Annotated in this window: 17 protein-coding genes; 11 read left to right on the forward strand and 6 right to left on the reverse strand. The window is 69.2% G+C overall.

The genetic code is table 11. The annotated features are described in order from the left end of the window. Nucleotides 1-31 precede the first annotated feature (31 nt). Entirely contained in the window at nucleotides 32-709 is a 678-nt protein-coding gene (locus tag FHR72_RS23120) for a guanylate cyclase (RefSeq protein ID WP_183472931.1), read from the forward strand. A 109-nt stretch (nucleotides 710-818) separates the two neighbouring features. After that, a complete protein-coding gene (locus FHR72_RS23125; protein WP_183472742.1) occupies nucleotides 819-1,433 on the forward strand; it encodes a hypothetical protein in 615 nt (204 codons plus the stop codon). Nucleotides 1,434-1,442: 9 nt separating this feature from the next. Here the strand turns inward: FHR72_RS23125 and FHR72_RS23130 are convergent, their stop codons facing one another. Then, nucleotides 1,443-1,907: an SRPBCC family protein gene (locus tag FHR72_RS23130; protein ID WP_183472745.1), complete on the reverse strand. Its 465-nt coding sequence runs from the start codon at nucleotides 1,905-1,907 to the stop codon at nucleotides 1,443-1,445. Beyond that, the gene (locus FHR72_RS23135) at nucleotides 1,861-2,316 is read right to left on the reverse strand and encodes a hypothetical protein (protein ID WP_183472748.1); all 456 of its coding nucleotides are present in this window, start codon (nucleotides 2,314-2,316) and stop codon (nucleotides 1,861-1,863) included. Before FHR72_RS23135 ends, FHR72_RS23130 begins: the two co-directional genes overlap by 47 nt. A gap of 266 nt (nucleotides 2,317-2,582) precedes the next feature. Between FHR72_RS23135 and FHR72_RS23140 the strand changes: the two genes are divergently transcribed. From FHR72_RS23140 to FHR72_RS23150, 3 genes are read left to right on the forward strand one after another with little or no spacing between them, the layout of a single operon-like run. After that, the gene (locus FHR72_RS23140) at nucleotides 2,583-2,807 is read left to right on the forward strand and encodes a hypothetical protein (RefSeq protein ID WP_183472751.1); all 225 of its coding nucleotides are present in this window, start codon (nucleotides 2,583-2,585) and stop codon (nucleotides 2,805-2,807) included. A gap of 34 nt (nucleotides 2,808-2,841) precedes the next feature. Beyond that, the gene (locus tag FHR72_RS23145; RefSeq protein ID WP_183472754.1) at nucleotides 2,842-3,336 is read left to right on the forward strand and encodes a nitroreductase/quinone reductase family protein; all 495 of its coding nucleotides are present in this window, start codon (nucleotides 2,842-2,844) and stop codon (nucleotides 3,334-3,336) included. A 23-nt stretch (nucleotides 3,337-3,359) separates the two neighbouring features. Then, nucleotides 3,360-3,899 carry a putative immunity protein gene (locus FHR72_RS23150; RefSeq protein WP_396888503.1) on the forward strand — a complete coding sequence of 180 codons (540 nt, stop codon included), beginning with the start codon at nucleotides 3,360-3,362 and terminating at the stop codon, nucleotides 3,897-3,899. Nucleotides 3,900-4,028: 129 nt separating this feature from the next. On the opposite strand, the gene FHR72_RS23155 is transcribed toward FHR72_RS23150, so the two are convergent. Together FHR72_RS23155 and ychF are read right to left on the reverse strand one after the other, a co-directional pair. Beyond that, nucleotides 4,029-4,985, reverse strand: coding sequence for a DUF1214 domain-containing protein (locus FHR72_RS23155; RefSeq protein WP_183472757.1), 957 nt, complete (start codon nucleotides 4,983-4,985; stop codon nucleotides 4,029-4,031). A gap of 79 nt (nucleotides 4,986-5,064) precedes the next feature. After that, on the reverse strand, nucleotides 5,065-6,162 hold the full coding sequence (gene ychF, locus FHR72_RS23160) for a redox-regulated ATPase YchF (RefSeq protein ID WP_183472759.1): 1,098 nt from the start codon (nucleotides 6,160-6,162) through the stop codon (nucleotides 5,065-5,067). A gap of 82 nt (nucleotides 6,163-6,244) precedes the next feature. On the opposite strand from ychF, the gene FHR72_RS23165 reads away from it, so the two are divergent. Beyond that, nucleotides 6,245-7,432: a DUF6542 domain-containing protein gene (locus FHR72_RS23165; protein WP_183472762.1), complete on the forward strand. Its 1,188-nt coding sequence runs from the start codon at nucleotides 6,245-6,247 to the stop codon at nucleotides 7,430-7,432. A gap of 6 nt (nucleotides 7,433-7,438) precedes the next feature. Here the strand turns inward: FHR72_RS23165 and FHR72_RS23170 are convergent, their stop codons facing one another. Both FHR72_RS23170 and FHR72_RS23175 read right to left on the reverse strand, forming a co-directional pair. Continuing rightward, nucleotides 7,439-9,196 (reverse strand): penicillin-binding transpeptidase domain-containing protein, encoded by a 1,758-nt coding sequence (locus FHR72_RS23170; RefSeq protein WP_396888505.1) that lies wholly within the window; start codon nucleotides 9,194-9,196, stop codon nucleotides 7,439-7,441. 28 nt (nucleotides 9,197-9,224) lie between these two features. Continuing rightward, the gene (locus tag FHR72_RS23175; protein ID WP_183472768.1) at nucleotides 9,225-10,226 is read right to left on the reverse strand and encodes a 4-hydroxy-3-methylbut-2-enyl diphosphate reductase; all 1,002 of its coding nucleotides are present in this window, start codon (nucleotides 10,224-10,226) and stop codon (nucleotides 9,225-9,227) included. A 52-nt stretch (nucleotides 10,227-10,278) separates the two neighbouring features. Here FHR72_RS23175 and FHR72_RS23180 point away from each other — a divergent pair, with 52 nt between their 5' ends. From FHR72_RS23180 to FHR72_RS23200, 5 genes are all read left to right on the forward strand, one after another. Further along, nucleotides 10,279-10,857, forward strand: coding sequence for a lipid droplet-associated protein (locus tag FHR72_RS23180; protein WP_183472771.1), 579 nt, complete (start codon nucleotides 10,279-10,281; stop codon nucleotides 10,855-10,857). Further along, nucleotides 10,854-12,107, forward strand: a complete 1,254-nt coding sequence (gene xseA / locus FHR72_RS23185; RefSeq protein WP_183472774.1) for an exodeoxyribonuclease VII large subunit — start codon at nucleotides 10,854-10,856, stop codon at nucleotides 12,105-12,107. The genes FHR72_RS23180 and xseA overlap by 4 nt, the downstream gene beginning before the upstream one ends. Next, complete coding sequence (locus tag FHR72_RS23190) at nucleotides 12,104-12,316, forward strand: exodeoxyribonuclease VII small subunit (protein ID WP_183472777.1); 213 nt, start codon at nucleotides 12,104-12,106, stop codon at nucleotides 12,314-12,316. The genes xseA and FHR72_RS23190 overlap by 4 nt, the downstream gene beginning before the upstream one ends. 63 nt (nucleotides 12,317-12,379) lie before the next feature. Next, nucleotides 12,380-13,492, forward strand: a complete 1,113-nt coding sequence (locus FHR72_RS23195; protein WP_221194279.1) for a 3-beta-hydroxysteroid dehydrogenase — start codon at nucleotides 12,380-12,382, stop codon at nucleotides 13,490-13,492. After that, nucleotides 13,492-14,202 carry an alpha/beta fold hydrolase gene (locus tag FHR72_RS23200; RefSeq protein ID WP_183472780.1) on the forward strand — a complete coding sequence of 237 codons (711 nt, stop codon included), beginning with the start codon at nucleotides 13,492-13,494 and terminating at the stop codon, nucleotides 14,200-14,202. The genes FHR72_RS23195 and FHR72_RS23200 overlap by 1 nt, the downstream gene beginning before the upstream one ends. The last annotated feature ends 43 nt before the right edge of the window (nucleotides 14,203-14,245 follow it).

Genomic DNA, 14,245 nt, shown 5'->3' on the forward strand with positions numbered 1-14,245 from the left:
TGCCTAAGCTGCGGGGGTGAATCCAAGCACGGTGTCACTGCAGCGGGCCCTGGAGGAGACCCGCACCGGCGATATCTGGCTGTTCCGGGGACATTCGGGCCCCGACCGGGCCATCCAGTCCCTGACGAACAGCCCGGTCAACCACGTCGGGATGACCGTCGCGATCGACGACCTGCCGCCGCTGATCTGGCACGCCGAGCTGGGCGACAAGCTGCTGGACATGTGGACCGGCACGCACCACCGTGGCGTCCAGCTCAACGATCTGCGCCAGGCCGCCGAACGGTGGATCCACACCTACGACCAGCGCTGCTGGCTGCGTCAACTGACCCCCTACGCCACGCGCGAACAGGAGGACCGGTTGCTTCGGGTCATCGCCAGGATGGACGGGACCCCGTTCCCGACGACCGCGCGGTTGACGGGCCGGTGGATGCGGGGCCGCATCCCGACGGTCAGCGACTTCACCCGCGGAATCCCGTTCCTGCACAATAAGGTTCGAGAATCGGCGGAACGCCGCAAGGCGGAGAGATCGAAGGTCGGACTGGAGACCGCCTACTGCGCCGAGACGGTGGCCATCACCTACGAGGAGATGGGGCTGCTGCAGACCGAGAAGAATTCGAACTGGTTCGACCCGGGATCGTTCTGGAGCGGCGACGGGTTGCCCCTGGCGCAGGGCTACCGGCTCGGCGACGAGATCGCGGTGATGCCGTAGCCGGTGCGGGCAGCCGAGCGGCGAAACGCCGACCCGCCTCGCGCGTTTACGCAGAAGTCGATGGTTTGCTGATGCACAGCAGCTCATCCGGGCGCGACAAGGAGCCGGCATGCCGACGCCAGACGACCACGATCCGCCACGCCGCGGCCTCTTCAGCGCCCGCGGCTCGGCCATCTCGATCGTCGTCGCGTCTCTGGCCACGCTCGGGGTCGTCGTGGTGATGGTGAACTCGGCCGACGACACCCTGCACGTCCAAACGATTCCCGCGCAACCGAATTCGACTTCGCCGTCGGCCGCCACGCCCGCGACGTCCCTGCCGCCACCGACCGCCGCTCCCCGGGCGCCCGCCGCTCCCCTGCCTCCGGCCGCTCCCCGGGTGCCGGCAGCCGCATCCGCTCCGCCACCTGTGCCGGCGTTCGCCATCGACGCGCAGGGGTTCGTCGACTCCGCCCGCTGCAGCGACGATCAGCGAGCCGTGGCCATCGCACGCACCGAGCGGTCGACGATGGTGGTCTGCGAGGCGGCCGACGGGACGCTCGAATACGAGGGTGTCCGCCTGGGAGACGGGGCGACACTGCGCCTCGACGACGTACGGCCCATCTCCGCGGGCTTCGAGGCGCGCAACGGGGGGACCACCTACCGGCTGTCGCCGACCGAACTCGTGGTGATCACCGGGGAGTCCCTGTACAGCCGGGACGCGATCGTGGAGTATCGCGCCGGCTGAGAGCGCAGGTCAGGAACCGGCGAGGAAACGCGCCAGGTTGTCCAGCGACGAGGTCATGCCGGCGACGTGGTCGGCGGCGGAGATGCCCTCGGGGACGTCGTCCGCCCGGATGTCGACGCGGGTCCCACCCTCGACGTCGGAGAGGCTCCAGGTCATGGTCATCGTGCCTGCGAACGCGGGGTCGCCGGACGTGAAGTCTCCGGCCTGCACCACGCGGACGTCGGGCACGATCTCCAGAAAGCGGCCGTCGACGACGTCGGAGTCGGCTGAGCTCTTACCGCCCCCAGCAGGGATTTCGGTGTAGGTCAACGTCATTCGATACGAGCCGCCCGGCCGGACGTCGATGTGCTCGAAGCGGCCCGTCATCCCGGCCGGCGGCAGCCATTCGAGCAGTGACGCCGGGTCGATGAGGGCCGAGAACACCCGCCTACGGGCAGCGGCGATCACCCGCGATGCCGTGTCGGTGCGCCCCATGCTGAGAAAGGTACTCAAAAGCCGCACCTCCCGGGCGCCAGGTCATCGAGCTCCCGTCGCCGAAATCCGACAGCATCGCGATCACGGGACCGTGCAGGCTGTCGGCCGGAGGCCGCACGGTCACGGTGGCCTCGGCGAAATGGACCTGCAGGCCGCCGGCGGCGTTCTCCCGGGTCGCGACCACGTGATGACCGATGAGCGACCGTATCGCGTCGGTGTAGCCCGGTTGACCGTCCGTCAGAGGTCCGTTCGCCGTCTCGATCGTCGGCAACACCTCGCAGGTGAGCACCGGCAGATCGGGCGACGACAAGGACGTGAACGCGAATTGGAGATATCCGCCGTTGAAATGCACGGATTGCACGTGAAAACCGTTCAGGCGCGCGAGCAACGCGTTGTATTCGTAAGCCATGTCGTCAGTGGGAAAAGTGCTGACCTGAATTCGATGATCGCCGCGCCGGGCAGATCGTCGTCGTCAGCCGCATCCCTCGCCTCACTCGTCGGAGTCTCTGTATTACTACAGTAAGTTAACGTGCACCGATGCGGGCGCGCTAGGTCTACCCGTCACGGTCACGTCATTCGGGCGACGCCAATTCCCCCTGCGCGGTCACGGCAATCGCGACGAGGTGTGGCCGCGCTGTGATCCCGTCGCAACCGCGACCGGGAAAGCTCGACGCCATGACCGTCCTCGCGCTGCTGGCCGCACTGAGTGTGGCGCTGTGCGTCGGCTCCGTCCTGGGATATGTCGTCGGCCACCGCCGCGGCGCGCGCACCCCGACGTGGAAACAACGCACCAGCCGGGCCTATCTCGGACGCGAAGCGGCGGGGCTGGTTGCCTTGCTCACCGTCAGCCGGCTCCAGCGCGCGGCGAGGCGGCGGCTGCCGCGGGCCGTCAGGCGTTGACGGACTCCGACGACCGTCGCGGTAGGTTGCGGTAATGCCGCTGCGCTACGTCGACCCGCACCGCCGCCGCGGACGTCGGTACGAACAAGGTGTCCGTTTCGGCCGGTCCGCGGTCGGTCAGTTCCTGGCGCGCCACGTCGCCCGCCGCACCGACCCGATTCTGTTCCGCCTCACCGGCGGCCGGGTCAACATGGGGCCCATCGTGAACGCCCCGCTGAGGTCGACCGGCGCGAAATCGGGCAAGACCCGCGAGGTGCAGCTCACCTATTTCCACGACGGGTCCGACGTCATCCTGGTCGCGTCGAACTTCGGGGGCGACAAGCACCCGCAGTGGTACCACAACCTCAAGGCCAATCCGGAATGCACGTTCGGGCTGGAGCCGTTCACCGCCGAACAGGTGACCGACCCCGGCGAATACGAGCGGCTGTACGACCTCGCGAAGGGGGTCTACGCCGGGTACGGCGACTACCAGGAGAAGACAGCCGACTCGGGCCGCCAGATCCCGATCTTCCGACTACGCCCACGCTGACCGCGGCGCGGACACTCGGTGCTGTGGCCGTCGACCCCCCGCGCTACATCGACCTGTCGATGCCCGAACTGCGCGAGGTCACGCGCTTCGCGGCCCTGAACGCGGCGGACGTGCTGCCCCTGTTCGAGCGGACCCATCCGGGCGACACCCGGCCACGGGCCGCGCTCGACGCCGCCCGGCAGTTCTTCGAAGGCGAGCCTCGAAGCCGCCTCCAGCGGGTGACGGCCCTCGATGCGCACCGTGCCGCCAGGGACGCTGACACGCAGGCTGGCGGACATGCCGCACACTCCGCGGCCGCCGCGGCAGCGGCGGCCTACCTGCATCCCCTCGCCAGTGCCGACCAGGTCGGCCACATCCTGCGCTCGGCCGCGCACGCCGCCGCGGCGGCGGAATTGGCCGCGGACGACCCGGAAGCCGCTGTGGCGCAACTCGATCGGGCAGTCACCAGAGCCACACCGGTGCTGATCGAGGTGTTGCTGCGCTACCCGCCGGCCCGCCCGGGCCGCACCCGTGTGCCCGTGCTGATGCGCCGACTGGACACGCGCCTGCGGGCCATGCGCTAGCGGGATCGCCGAACGTGGGCCCCTGTGGACGCATTTCGCGCCGATCGCGTACACGACCCCCACATTCGACGCGTCAGACGTTGAAGCGGAACTCCACCACGTCACCGTCGGCCCGGCGCTTGGCGCAGCTCAACGCCTTTGCAACTTGTTGAGTGCCGGTGGTGCCCACCGTCCCTCCACGATCTCCGCCCTGGGGCGGTAAAGCCTGATGAGGTAGTTCCACCCGTCCGGGGTGATGATCGCGTTGGCAGGGGTCTCCCCGTCAGTCGCGCCGACAAAACGGACGGTGACCGAACCGTCTGCGTTGGGTCGACCGGTGACGCTGTTGACGGTGTACAGGTTCTTCTCGTTCGGCTCGAAGAAGCCCTGCGCGTTGTACACCGACACCGACCAGAAGGCGTCGACGGGAACCTCGGTGAACACCAGCTCGTAGTCGCCAGGCGGGACACCCGGGTCCACACCGATATACACCGCCTCCGAGGTCGGAAGCCCGCCCCACCCCGCTGCGCAACCGATCAGGTGGTGAACCTGATCGACTTCGTCGGGCGTCCCGAATGTCCGGTCGAATTGACCCAGTCCCCGGGCCAGCTGCAGCAGCGCATCGCGGGTCGCGTCCAAGCTTTCAACGTCATAATCCGGCATCACGAACGGCTCCTGCGGGCTGGCCTGGATGCTCAGGGCATCCTGAAGTCTTGACACGGCCCCCACGTCGTCGGGGTCATCCGGATTGACCAAGATGCGCACCGCCACGAAGACATAGCGGGTCCCGTAGTCCTCGGCGGTGAGAATGTGCTCGCCGCGTTCGTGCAGGACGCTGTTTATGTAGTGGTCCTCGTTCACGATCATCGCGGACAGATAGCGGCTACCGGCCTCTGGCAAGGTCAGACGTGCCGGGCTATCGAGGTCCACGACCGCGAAGCTGTAGAGCGTGTCACGGTTGAGTCTGATGACCGTCTGCTCGTCGATGCGGACTGGCGTTCGATTGTGCCTGAACTGCCCGACCCCTCCGGCTTCTGCCTGATTGACCGAGAACATCCGGTGTGTTTCTGCCCGGACGAAGTTGTCGACGTTCACCCTGATCGGCATCACACACACGGTAATTGACGTGGCGGCCCGAGTTGCACGTGAAGCGGAGAACCAGGGATCTGCCCCGACGCGCTGCCGGCTACGCCTTGGCTTTCGATGTAGACGTTGCTCCGAACCGGAACTCCACCACATCCCCGTCGGCCATCACGTAGTCCTTGCCCTCCATGCGAACCTTGCCCGCAGCCTTGGCCGCCGCCATGGAGCCGGCCTCGACCAGGTCGTCGAACGAGACGATCTCGGCCTTGATGAAGCCCTTCTCGAAGTCGGAGTGGATGACCCCGGCGGCCTTGGGCGCGGTGTCGCCCTGCTTGATCGTCCACGCCCGCGCCTCCTTCGGCCCGGCCGTCAGGTAGGTCTGCAGCTTCAGCGTGTGGAAACCGGCGCGCGCCAAGGCATCCAGGCCCCGCTCGGTCTGACCGATCGATTCCAGCAGCTCCGCTGCGGACTCCTCGTCGAGCTCCTGAAGCTCCGCTTCGATCTTCGCGTCGAGGAACACGGCGTCGGCCGGGGCGACGAGGTCACGCAACTCGGCCACCCGTGCCTCGTCGGTGAGCACCGACTCGTCGGCGTTGAACACGTAGAGGAACGGCTTGGACGTCATCAGGTTGAGCTCGCGCAGCAGCGACACGTCGGTTCCCGCCGAGAACAGGGTCTTACCGGTGTCGAGAACCGCGCTCGCGGCCAGCGCCGCGTCGTGCACCGGCTTGCGGTCCTTGTGCGTGCGCGCTTCCTTCTCCAAGCGGGGCAGCGCACGCTCCAGGGTCTGCATGTCGGCCAGGATCAGCTCGGTCTCGATCACCTCGATGTCGGACTTCGGGTCCACCCGGCCGTCGACGTGGACGACGTCGTCGTCGGCGAACACGCGGACCACCTGACAGATCGCGTCGCTCTCGCGGATGTTGGCGAGGAACTTGTTGCCCAGCCCCGCGCCCTCGGACGCACCCTTCACGATGCCCGCGATGTCGACGAAGGTCACCGGCGCCGGGACGATCTTCTCCGACCCGAACATCTCCGCCAGCCGGGTGAGCCGTGGATCCGGGAGGGCCACGACACCTTCGTTCGGTTCGATCGTCGCGAACGGGTAGTTGGCTGCCAGCACGTCGTTGCGTGTCAAGGCGTTGAACAAGGTCGACTTGCCGACGTTCGGGAGTCCGACGATTCCGAGATTGAGGCCCACGGAGACCACAGTGTAGGCAATGTGATCGCCACGCCACCCTTCGCTGGCGACGAGCGGTCGTCGTAGCCGGTACGGTCGACCTGTGTCAGGACAGCGCACGCGGCCGGCAGTCGCGGCCGATCACCGCTCTGTGCACCCCAATGTCACCGGGATTCCGTGGTGGGGTGCCGTTCTGACCGCTGTGGTCGCGTCGGCGATCGGCTTCGCCTTCGACGCTGGATCCGGCGGCGGTCAGCTCACCGCGGCCTTCTCGACGCTCTACGTCCTCGGCTGCCTGATCGCGGTGCTCGCCGTCCAGCAGCGCGGGTTGTTCACCGCGGTGATCCAGCCACCCCTGGTGCTGTTCGTCACGGTGCCGGGCGCGTATTTCCTGATGCACAGCAGCGAGATCCAGGGCCTCAAGGACGTCCTGATCAACTGCGGCTATCCGCTGATCGAACGCTTCCCGCTGATGTTCTTCACCTCCGCGGCCGTGCTGCTGATCGGCCTGGGCCGCTGGTACTTCGGCAAGGCCGCCAAGCGCGCGGCCCCGGAGGCCGCCGAGGAACGCGCGGCCACGCCGGGCCGCAGCGCCGGGCTGTCGTCGAAACTGTCGTCGCTGCTCGGCGGCAGGACCGCCGGGGACGACACCGATGTCGATGATGCCGAGGACGGCGATCCGCGTGCGCGGCGCGCCGCCGAGCGTCGCCGTGCCCGCGACGCGAAGCCGGCCGCAGGCCGCTCCTCCCGGGGCGCACGGCCCGTCAAGCGGGCCCCGTCCCGGTCCCGGCACTCCCGGGCGCCCGAGACCGAGATCATCGACGCCGTCGTCGACGACCGTCCCCGCCCGCGCCGACCGCGACCCACGGACGACTCCGCAGGAGAACCCCGTCGCCGGTCCCGCTCGTCGGCCACCCGATCCTCGCGTGAATCCCGGGAGCCCCGCGAGCCGCGGACGTCGCGCTCGTCCCGGTCCTCCCGCGAGGGGCGCGAGCCTCGCGAACCCCGTGAGCGCCGCACACGCTACGAGTCCTACGACCGGCAAGACCGCTATGAGCGGCCCGTCCGGGAGCGTCCGCAGCGGCGCAGCAGCTACGAAGACCGCCGGTTCGACGACGGCGGCAGGTTCGGCGAGTACGACGCGTTCGACGGTTACGGGTCCGGCTCACATCACCCCGTGTCCCGGGTGCGCTACCGCGGCGAGGACGCCGAGGACCGGACCGAGTCACGTGCCCGCAGGCGCGCCCCGCAGCGCGACGTCGACGCCGATCGCTGGGAATACGACATCTGACCCCGGTCAGGGGACGGCGCGCAGGAAACGACCCGCCGCCTCGACCGCCGGGCCCGAACTGCCCGCATCGCTGACGAACACCGCCAGCGCGAGATCGCCCCGGATGCCGACGAACCAGCCGTGGGCGTGCTGATCGTCGATGTACTCGGCGGTGCCGGTCTTGCCGAGCAGGCCCGGGATGTCCTGCAGCGCGGTGGCCGTACCCCCGGTGATCGTCTCGCGCATCATCGCCTGCACCTGCTCGTCGACGGTCGGCGGCAGCGGCTCGGGCTGACGGTCGGGTAGACCCGGCTCCCCCTCGACGATCGCGGGGGCCGGTACCGAGCCACGTGCCAGCGTGGCCGCGACCAGCGCCATGCCGAACGGTGTCGCGGTGACCTTGCCCTGCCCGATGCCCTCCTCGACGCGCAGCGCCGAGGTGTCGGCCACCGGCACCGATCCGGTGACGGTCGTCATCCCCGGCGACACGAAGTCGATGCCCAGGCCCAGCTGCGCGGCCGCCTTGGTCAGCCCGTCCGGCGGCAGGTTCACCGCCAGCCGCCCCATCGTCGTGTTGCAGGAGCGGGCGAACGCCGTGTGCAACGGGACGTCGCCGAGCTCGAAGTTGTCGTCGTTCGGGATCTGCCTGCCCTCGATGTTCTCGGTACCCGGACAGCTGACGATGCTGTCGGGGGTGACCTGACCGGCCTGCAGTGCCGCCGACACCGTGACCGTCTTGAACGTCGACCCCGGCGGATACAGACCGGTCAGCGCGATGGCGCCCTGCGCGTCCGCGGGGGCGTTCTGGGCGACGCCCAGGACGTTGCCGGTCGACGGCTGCAGCGCGACGATCGCGGCAGGCGTGGTCAGCGGGGCGAGGGCCGACTCGGCCGCGAGCTGCATGCCGATGTCGATGGTGCTGGCGATGTCGCCGACGGGGGCGGCGTCCTGGCCTCCGACGCGTCGCGCGCCGCCGGCCGTCTGGGCGGTGACCGCCCACCCCGCGGCGGCATCGGTGCGCTGCTGCCAGAGGTCGGACAGGCCGGCGAACGTCGGCGACGTCAGCGCGCGGTCGGTCGCGAGCAGCCGGGTCTGAGGTCGCAGCGTGACGCCGGGCAGCGTCGACAGCTGCTCGCGGATCGGCGCCAGGTCCTCCTCCCGCAGCGTGATCGCGGTGACCGGCTTGCCCGCCGCAGCGGCGAGGTCACCGCCGAGTGACTGCGGGGTGATCCCCGGCGCGATCGGGTTGAGCAGTGCGGCAACGGCATTCACGTCGGCACCGGCGGCGACGTCGACGAGGGTGACCACGTGCTGGGTGAGGAGTTCCCCACCGGTGCGGTCGAGCACCCGGGCGGCGGGCTGCGGGACGAGGGTGCTGTAGGTCAGCGGGCCCTCGTCGAGGCCGGGGGCGACCGTGGCGGGATTCCACTGGATGGCCCAGTCGTCGCCGGCGGCGTTCGCGGTCCCCTGCGTCGTATACGTCCATTCGGTGCGCTTCTCGGGACCGAACTTCCACGTCGCCGCCAACGTGAAGCTCGCCGCGCTGTCCTCGGCGCGGCGGTCGCGGACCTCGAAACGGACATCCTTGCCGAGGCTGTCGAACAGCGCGGTCAGCGTGTCGGCGGCCGCGGCCTGGTCACTGGTCAGAATGGCGGCGGCGTGCGCATCGCCGCGCCCGAGGGCATCAGCGAAGCTCTGCAGAGTCGAACTCAGTCGGTCTTCGGCGTCGCTGCACCCCGCGAGCACGAGGACGGCGAGCAGGACGACTGCGAGGGCGCGGCGCACACGGGTCACGTTCGCCGAACGTACCGGCTCAGCTTCGGGCGGGGCGGATCTCGCGCGGCAGGGCGAAGACGAGTGTCTCGTTGGCCGTCGTGACGGGCTGGACGGTGCCGAAGCCGTGCTCGGCGAGGCGGTCGAGCACGCCGCGCACCAGGATCTCGGGCACCGACGCGCCCGAGGTGACACCGACGGTGGTGACACCCTCCAGCCACGCGGGGTCGATGTCGTCGGCGTAGTCGACCAGATGGGCGGCTTCGGAGCCGGCGCCCAGAGCCACTTCGACCAGGCGCACCGAGTTCGACGAGTTCTTCGACCCGACGACGATCACGAGTTCACACTCGGGCGCCATCGCCTTGACCGCGACCTGCCGGTTCTGGGTGGCGTAGCAGATGTCGTCGCTCGGCGGGTCCTGCAGCGTCGGGAACTTCTCCCGCAGCCGGCGCACCGTCTCCATCGTCTCGTCGACGCTGAGCGTGGTCTGGGACAGCCAGATCACTTTGTTCGGGTCGCGGACGGTGACCTTGTCGACGGCGTCCGGGTTGTCGACGACCTGCACGTGGTCGGGTGCCTCGCCGGCGGTCCCGACGACCTCCTCGTGACCCTCGTGGCCGACGAGCAGGATGTCGAAGTCGTCGCGGGCGAAGCGCTTGGCCTCGTTGTGCACCTTGGTCACCAGCGGGCACGTGGCATCGATGGTCCTGAGGTTGCGGGCGGCGGCCTCGACGTGCACGGTCGGCGCGACGCCGTGGGCGGAGAAGACGACGATGGCGCCCTCGGGCACCTCGTCGGTCTGCTCGACGAAGATCGCACCGGCCTTGGCCAGCGTGTCGACGACGTAGCGGTTGTGCACGATCTCGTGGCGGACGTAGATCGGGGCGCCGTGCTTCTCCAGGGCGCGTTCCACGGTCTCGACGGCGCGATCCACCCCGGCGCAGTACCCGCGGGGCTCGGCGAGAAGGACTCGTTTGCCCGCCGTCCGTTCGACGACCGAGCTGGCGGCACCCGGGATGCCCATGTTCACAGTCGGCGGCATGACTCCAGGGTACTTACCTGCCCCCCGAACCGCCCAGTCGTAGGCTGTGGCCATGTCAACTGCACCGTATGGCGTCCGTCTGCTCGTGGGTGCGGCCGTGACCGCCATCGAGGAGACGCGCAAGCTGCCGCAGACGATCCTCATGTACCCGATGACCGTCGCGAGCCAGATCGCCCAGCTGGTCATGAAGATGCAGCAGGACGTCGCCGTCCTGGTCATCAAGGGGGACGAGACGCTGGAGTCCATCTTCCCGCCCAAGGACGAGCAGCCCGAATGGGCGACGTTCGACGAGGACGTCGACGGCGCGGACAGCGACACCGCCGATGTGGTGGAGCTGCCGGTGCGCGACGGCGAGCGCCTGACGGAAGGACGCTTCGCGCTGTTCAGCGGCGATCCGGAGGTCCCGAAGGCGGACACGCCCGCCGAGACGCCCGCAGCGGACGCCGACGCTCCCGAGATCGTCGCCGAGATCGAGTACGAGTCGCTGACGCTGGCCCAGCTGCGGGCCCGCCTGACGTCGCTGCGCGTCCCCGATCTGGAGGCGCTGCTCGCCTACGAGGAGTCGACGAAGGCCCGGGCGCCCTATCAGACGCTGCTGGCCAACAGGATCACGCGCGCCTCGGCGAAGTGACCCCGGCGAGCGCAGCAGACGGAGCTGCCCCGGGGCAGTCCGCGGACAACCCGTTTCCGGTGCGCGGCGTCGCGATCCGCGTCGCCGGGTGGATCGACAAGCTCGGCGCGGTGTGGGTCGAGGGCCAGATCGCCCAGCTGACCCTGCGGCCCAACTCGAACACCGCCTTCATCACCCTGCGTGATCCCGCGGCGGACATGTCGCTGTCGCTGACGTGCCCGCGCGACCTCGTCGCCAACGCCCCGGTTCGGATGTCCGACGGGACCCAGGTGATCGTCTACGGGAAGCCGAACTTCTACACCGGTCGCGGCACGTTCTCGCTGCGGGTGTCGGAGATCCGGGCGGTGGGCATCGGCGAGCTGCTGGCCCGCATCGACCGGCTGCGCAGGCTGCTGGACGCCGAGGGGTTGTTCGACCCGCGGTTGAAGCGCCCGATCCCGTTCCTGCCGGGCACGATCGGGCTGATCACCGGGCGGGCGTCGGCCGCCGAGCACGACATCACGGCCGTCGCGTCCAGCAGATGGCCGGCCGTGCGGTTCGCGGTGCGCAACACCGTGGTGCAGGGCCCCAACGCCGTTCCCCAGATCGTGGAGGCGCTGCGCGCCCTCGACGCGGACCCGCAGGTCGACGTCATCGTGCTCGCCCGCGGCGGCGGCAGCGTGGAGGACCTGCTGCCGTTCTCCGACGAGACGCTGTGCCGCGAGATCGTGCGGTGCACGACGCCGGTGGTCAGTGCCATCGGCCACGAGCCCGACAACCCGCTGTGCGACCTGGTCGCCGATCTACGCGCCGCGACCCCGACCGACGCCGCGAAGCGGATCGTGCCCGACACCGCGGCCGAGCAGGCCCTCGTCGGCGATCTCCGGCGGCGAAGCGCACGCGCGCTCCGCAACTGGGTGAACCGGGAGGCCCACGCGGTCGCGCAGCTGCGCAGCAGGCCCGTGATGAGTCGGCCGCTTGCGGCGATCGATGTCCGCGCCGACGAGATCCACCGCGCGCGGGCAGCGGCCCGCCGTGACGTCACGCGATTGCTGACCCGCGAATCCGAGCGCGTCGGGCACCTGGCGGCCCGGCTGACCACGCTGGGCCCCGCGGCCACCCTGGCCCGGGGATACGCGGTGGTGCAGGCGATCCCGGACGTCGGCGCTCCGCACGTCCTGCACGCCGTCGCCGACGCGCCGGCCGGCACGAAGCTGCGCATCCGGGTGTCCGACGGCGCGGTCACCGCAGTCAGCGAGGGGGAACAGTGAAGCCTATTAGTCAGCTCGGCTACGAAGAGGCCCGCGACGAGCTCATCGAGGTCGTCGAACGCCTCGAACACGGGGGCCTGGACCTCGATGCGTCGCTGAAACTGTGGGAGCGGGGCGAAGAGCTGGCCAAATGCTGCGAAGCCCACTTAGCCGGGGCGCGCGAGCGCGTTGAGAAGGCACTGGCGGCCAACGACGAGTCGGACGACTGACGACGGAACGGGATTCCCGCCGGCATCTCGAAATTGGAACACGTTTCAGTTATTCTGCCCGGCATGGGTGATGCAACGTTGCAGACGGAACTCGGCCGGGTCCTGGTCACCGGGGGCTCCGGCTTCGTGGGCGCCAACCTGGTGACCGAACTCCTGGACCGCGGCCTCGAGGTCCGCTCCTTCGACCGCGTCCCGTCGCCGCTGCCTGCGCACCCGCGACTGGAGGTGTTCCAGGGCGACATCACCGACCCCGATGACGTCGCGGCCGCCGTGGACGAGATCGACACCGTGTTCCACACCGCGGCGATCATCGACCTCATGGGCGGGGCGTCGGTCACCGAGGAGTACCGCAAGCGCAGCTTCGCGGTAAACGTCACCGGCACGCAGAACCTCGTCCATGCCGCGCAGAAGGCCGGTACGAAGCGGTTCGTCTACACCGCCTCCAACTCCGTGGTGATGGGCGGTCGGCGCATCGCCGGCGGCGACGAAACACTGCCCTACACCGACCGTTTCAACGATCTCTACACCGAGACCAAGGTCGTCGCCGAGAAGTTCGTGCTGTCCCAGAACGGGGTCTCGGGCATGCTGACGTGTTCGATCCGCCCCAGCGGCATCTGGGGCCGAGGCGACCAGACGATGTTCCGCAAGGTCTTCGAGAGCGTGCTCGCCGGGCACGTCAAGGTGCTCGTCGGGAACAAGGACGTCAAGCTCGACAACTCCTACGTGCACAACCTCGTGCACGGTTTCATCCTGGCCGCCCAGCATCTGGTCGAGGGGGGAACCGCCCCGGGGCAGGCGTATTTCATCAACGACGGCGAGCCGATCAACATGTTCGAGTTCTCCCGGCCCGTCGTGCAGGCGTGCGGCCAACCGTGGCCGACGATCCGGATACCCGGCCGGCTGGTGTGGTTCGCGATGACCGTCTGGCAGTTCCTGCACTTCAAGTTCGGCCTACCCAAGCCCCTGCTCGAACCGCTTGCGGTGGAACGCATCTACCTGGACAACTACTTCTCGATCGCCAAGGCCGAACGCGATCTCGGCTATCGCCCACTGTTCACCACCGAACAGGCACTCGAACAGTGCATGCCCTACTACGTGGACCTGTTCCACCGGATGAAAGCCGAAAGCGCCCAGCCGGTCGTCCACGCGGCCGCGCCCGCCCCGCCCAAGGGCTGATGTCGACGTTCGCCTACGCCACCGGTGGCGACGCGCGGCTGCGCTACCTCGACTCGGGAGGCGAAGACCGCGGCGCCCCTGTCGTTTTCGTGCCGGGGTTCACCTGTGTCGCCGACGACTACCTCCTAGCCCCTACGTCCTTCGGCCGGCGCACGGTGATCGCCGAACTGCGCGGACACGGCCACAGCGACGCCCCCGACGGCCGGTACGACTCGGACACCCTGGCCCGCGATGTGGGGGCGGTCGTCGATGCCGTCACCGACGGCCCCGTGCACCTGGTGACGTTCTCGCGCGGGACGCCCTATGCCTTGATATGGGCACTCGCCCACCGTGACCGCGTGCGCTCCCTCTCGATCGGCGACTACGTGCCCGAGGAGATCGAGCTGACCGACGACATCATCTTCGGCCTGCTCGACGGGCGATGGCGCGGAACGCCGGTGGCGCACCGGGTGGACCGCGACGCCGCCGTCGCCACGTTGCGATCGGCACGCACCCAGTCGTTCTGGGAACCGCTGTCGCAATGGCAGCCTCCGCTGCTCGCGGTGCGCGGCCTGAACAGCCCGATGGTCGACGACGCGACCTGGGCCCGGTACCGCACGCTGTTCCCCGAGGCGCGGCTGCACGAGTTCGCCGACTCCCCCCACGACATCTTCCGGCCGGACCGCGGCCGCTTCCCCGCGTTGGTGGGCGAGTTCATCGATACTCTGTGAATCGGTGCTGAAAATTGTTGTGGTGCAGCAGCTGCGGCGGCCG

The sequence above is a fragment of the Mycolicibacterium iranicum genome (assembly GCF_014190915.1).
Classification (GTDB): domain Bacteria; phylum Actinomycetota; class Actinomycetes; order Mycobacteriales; family Mycobacteriaceae; genus Mycobacterium; species Mycobacterium iranicum_B.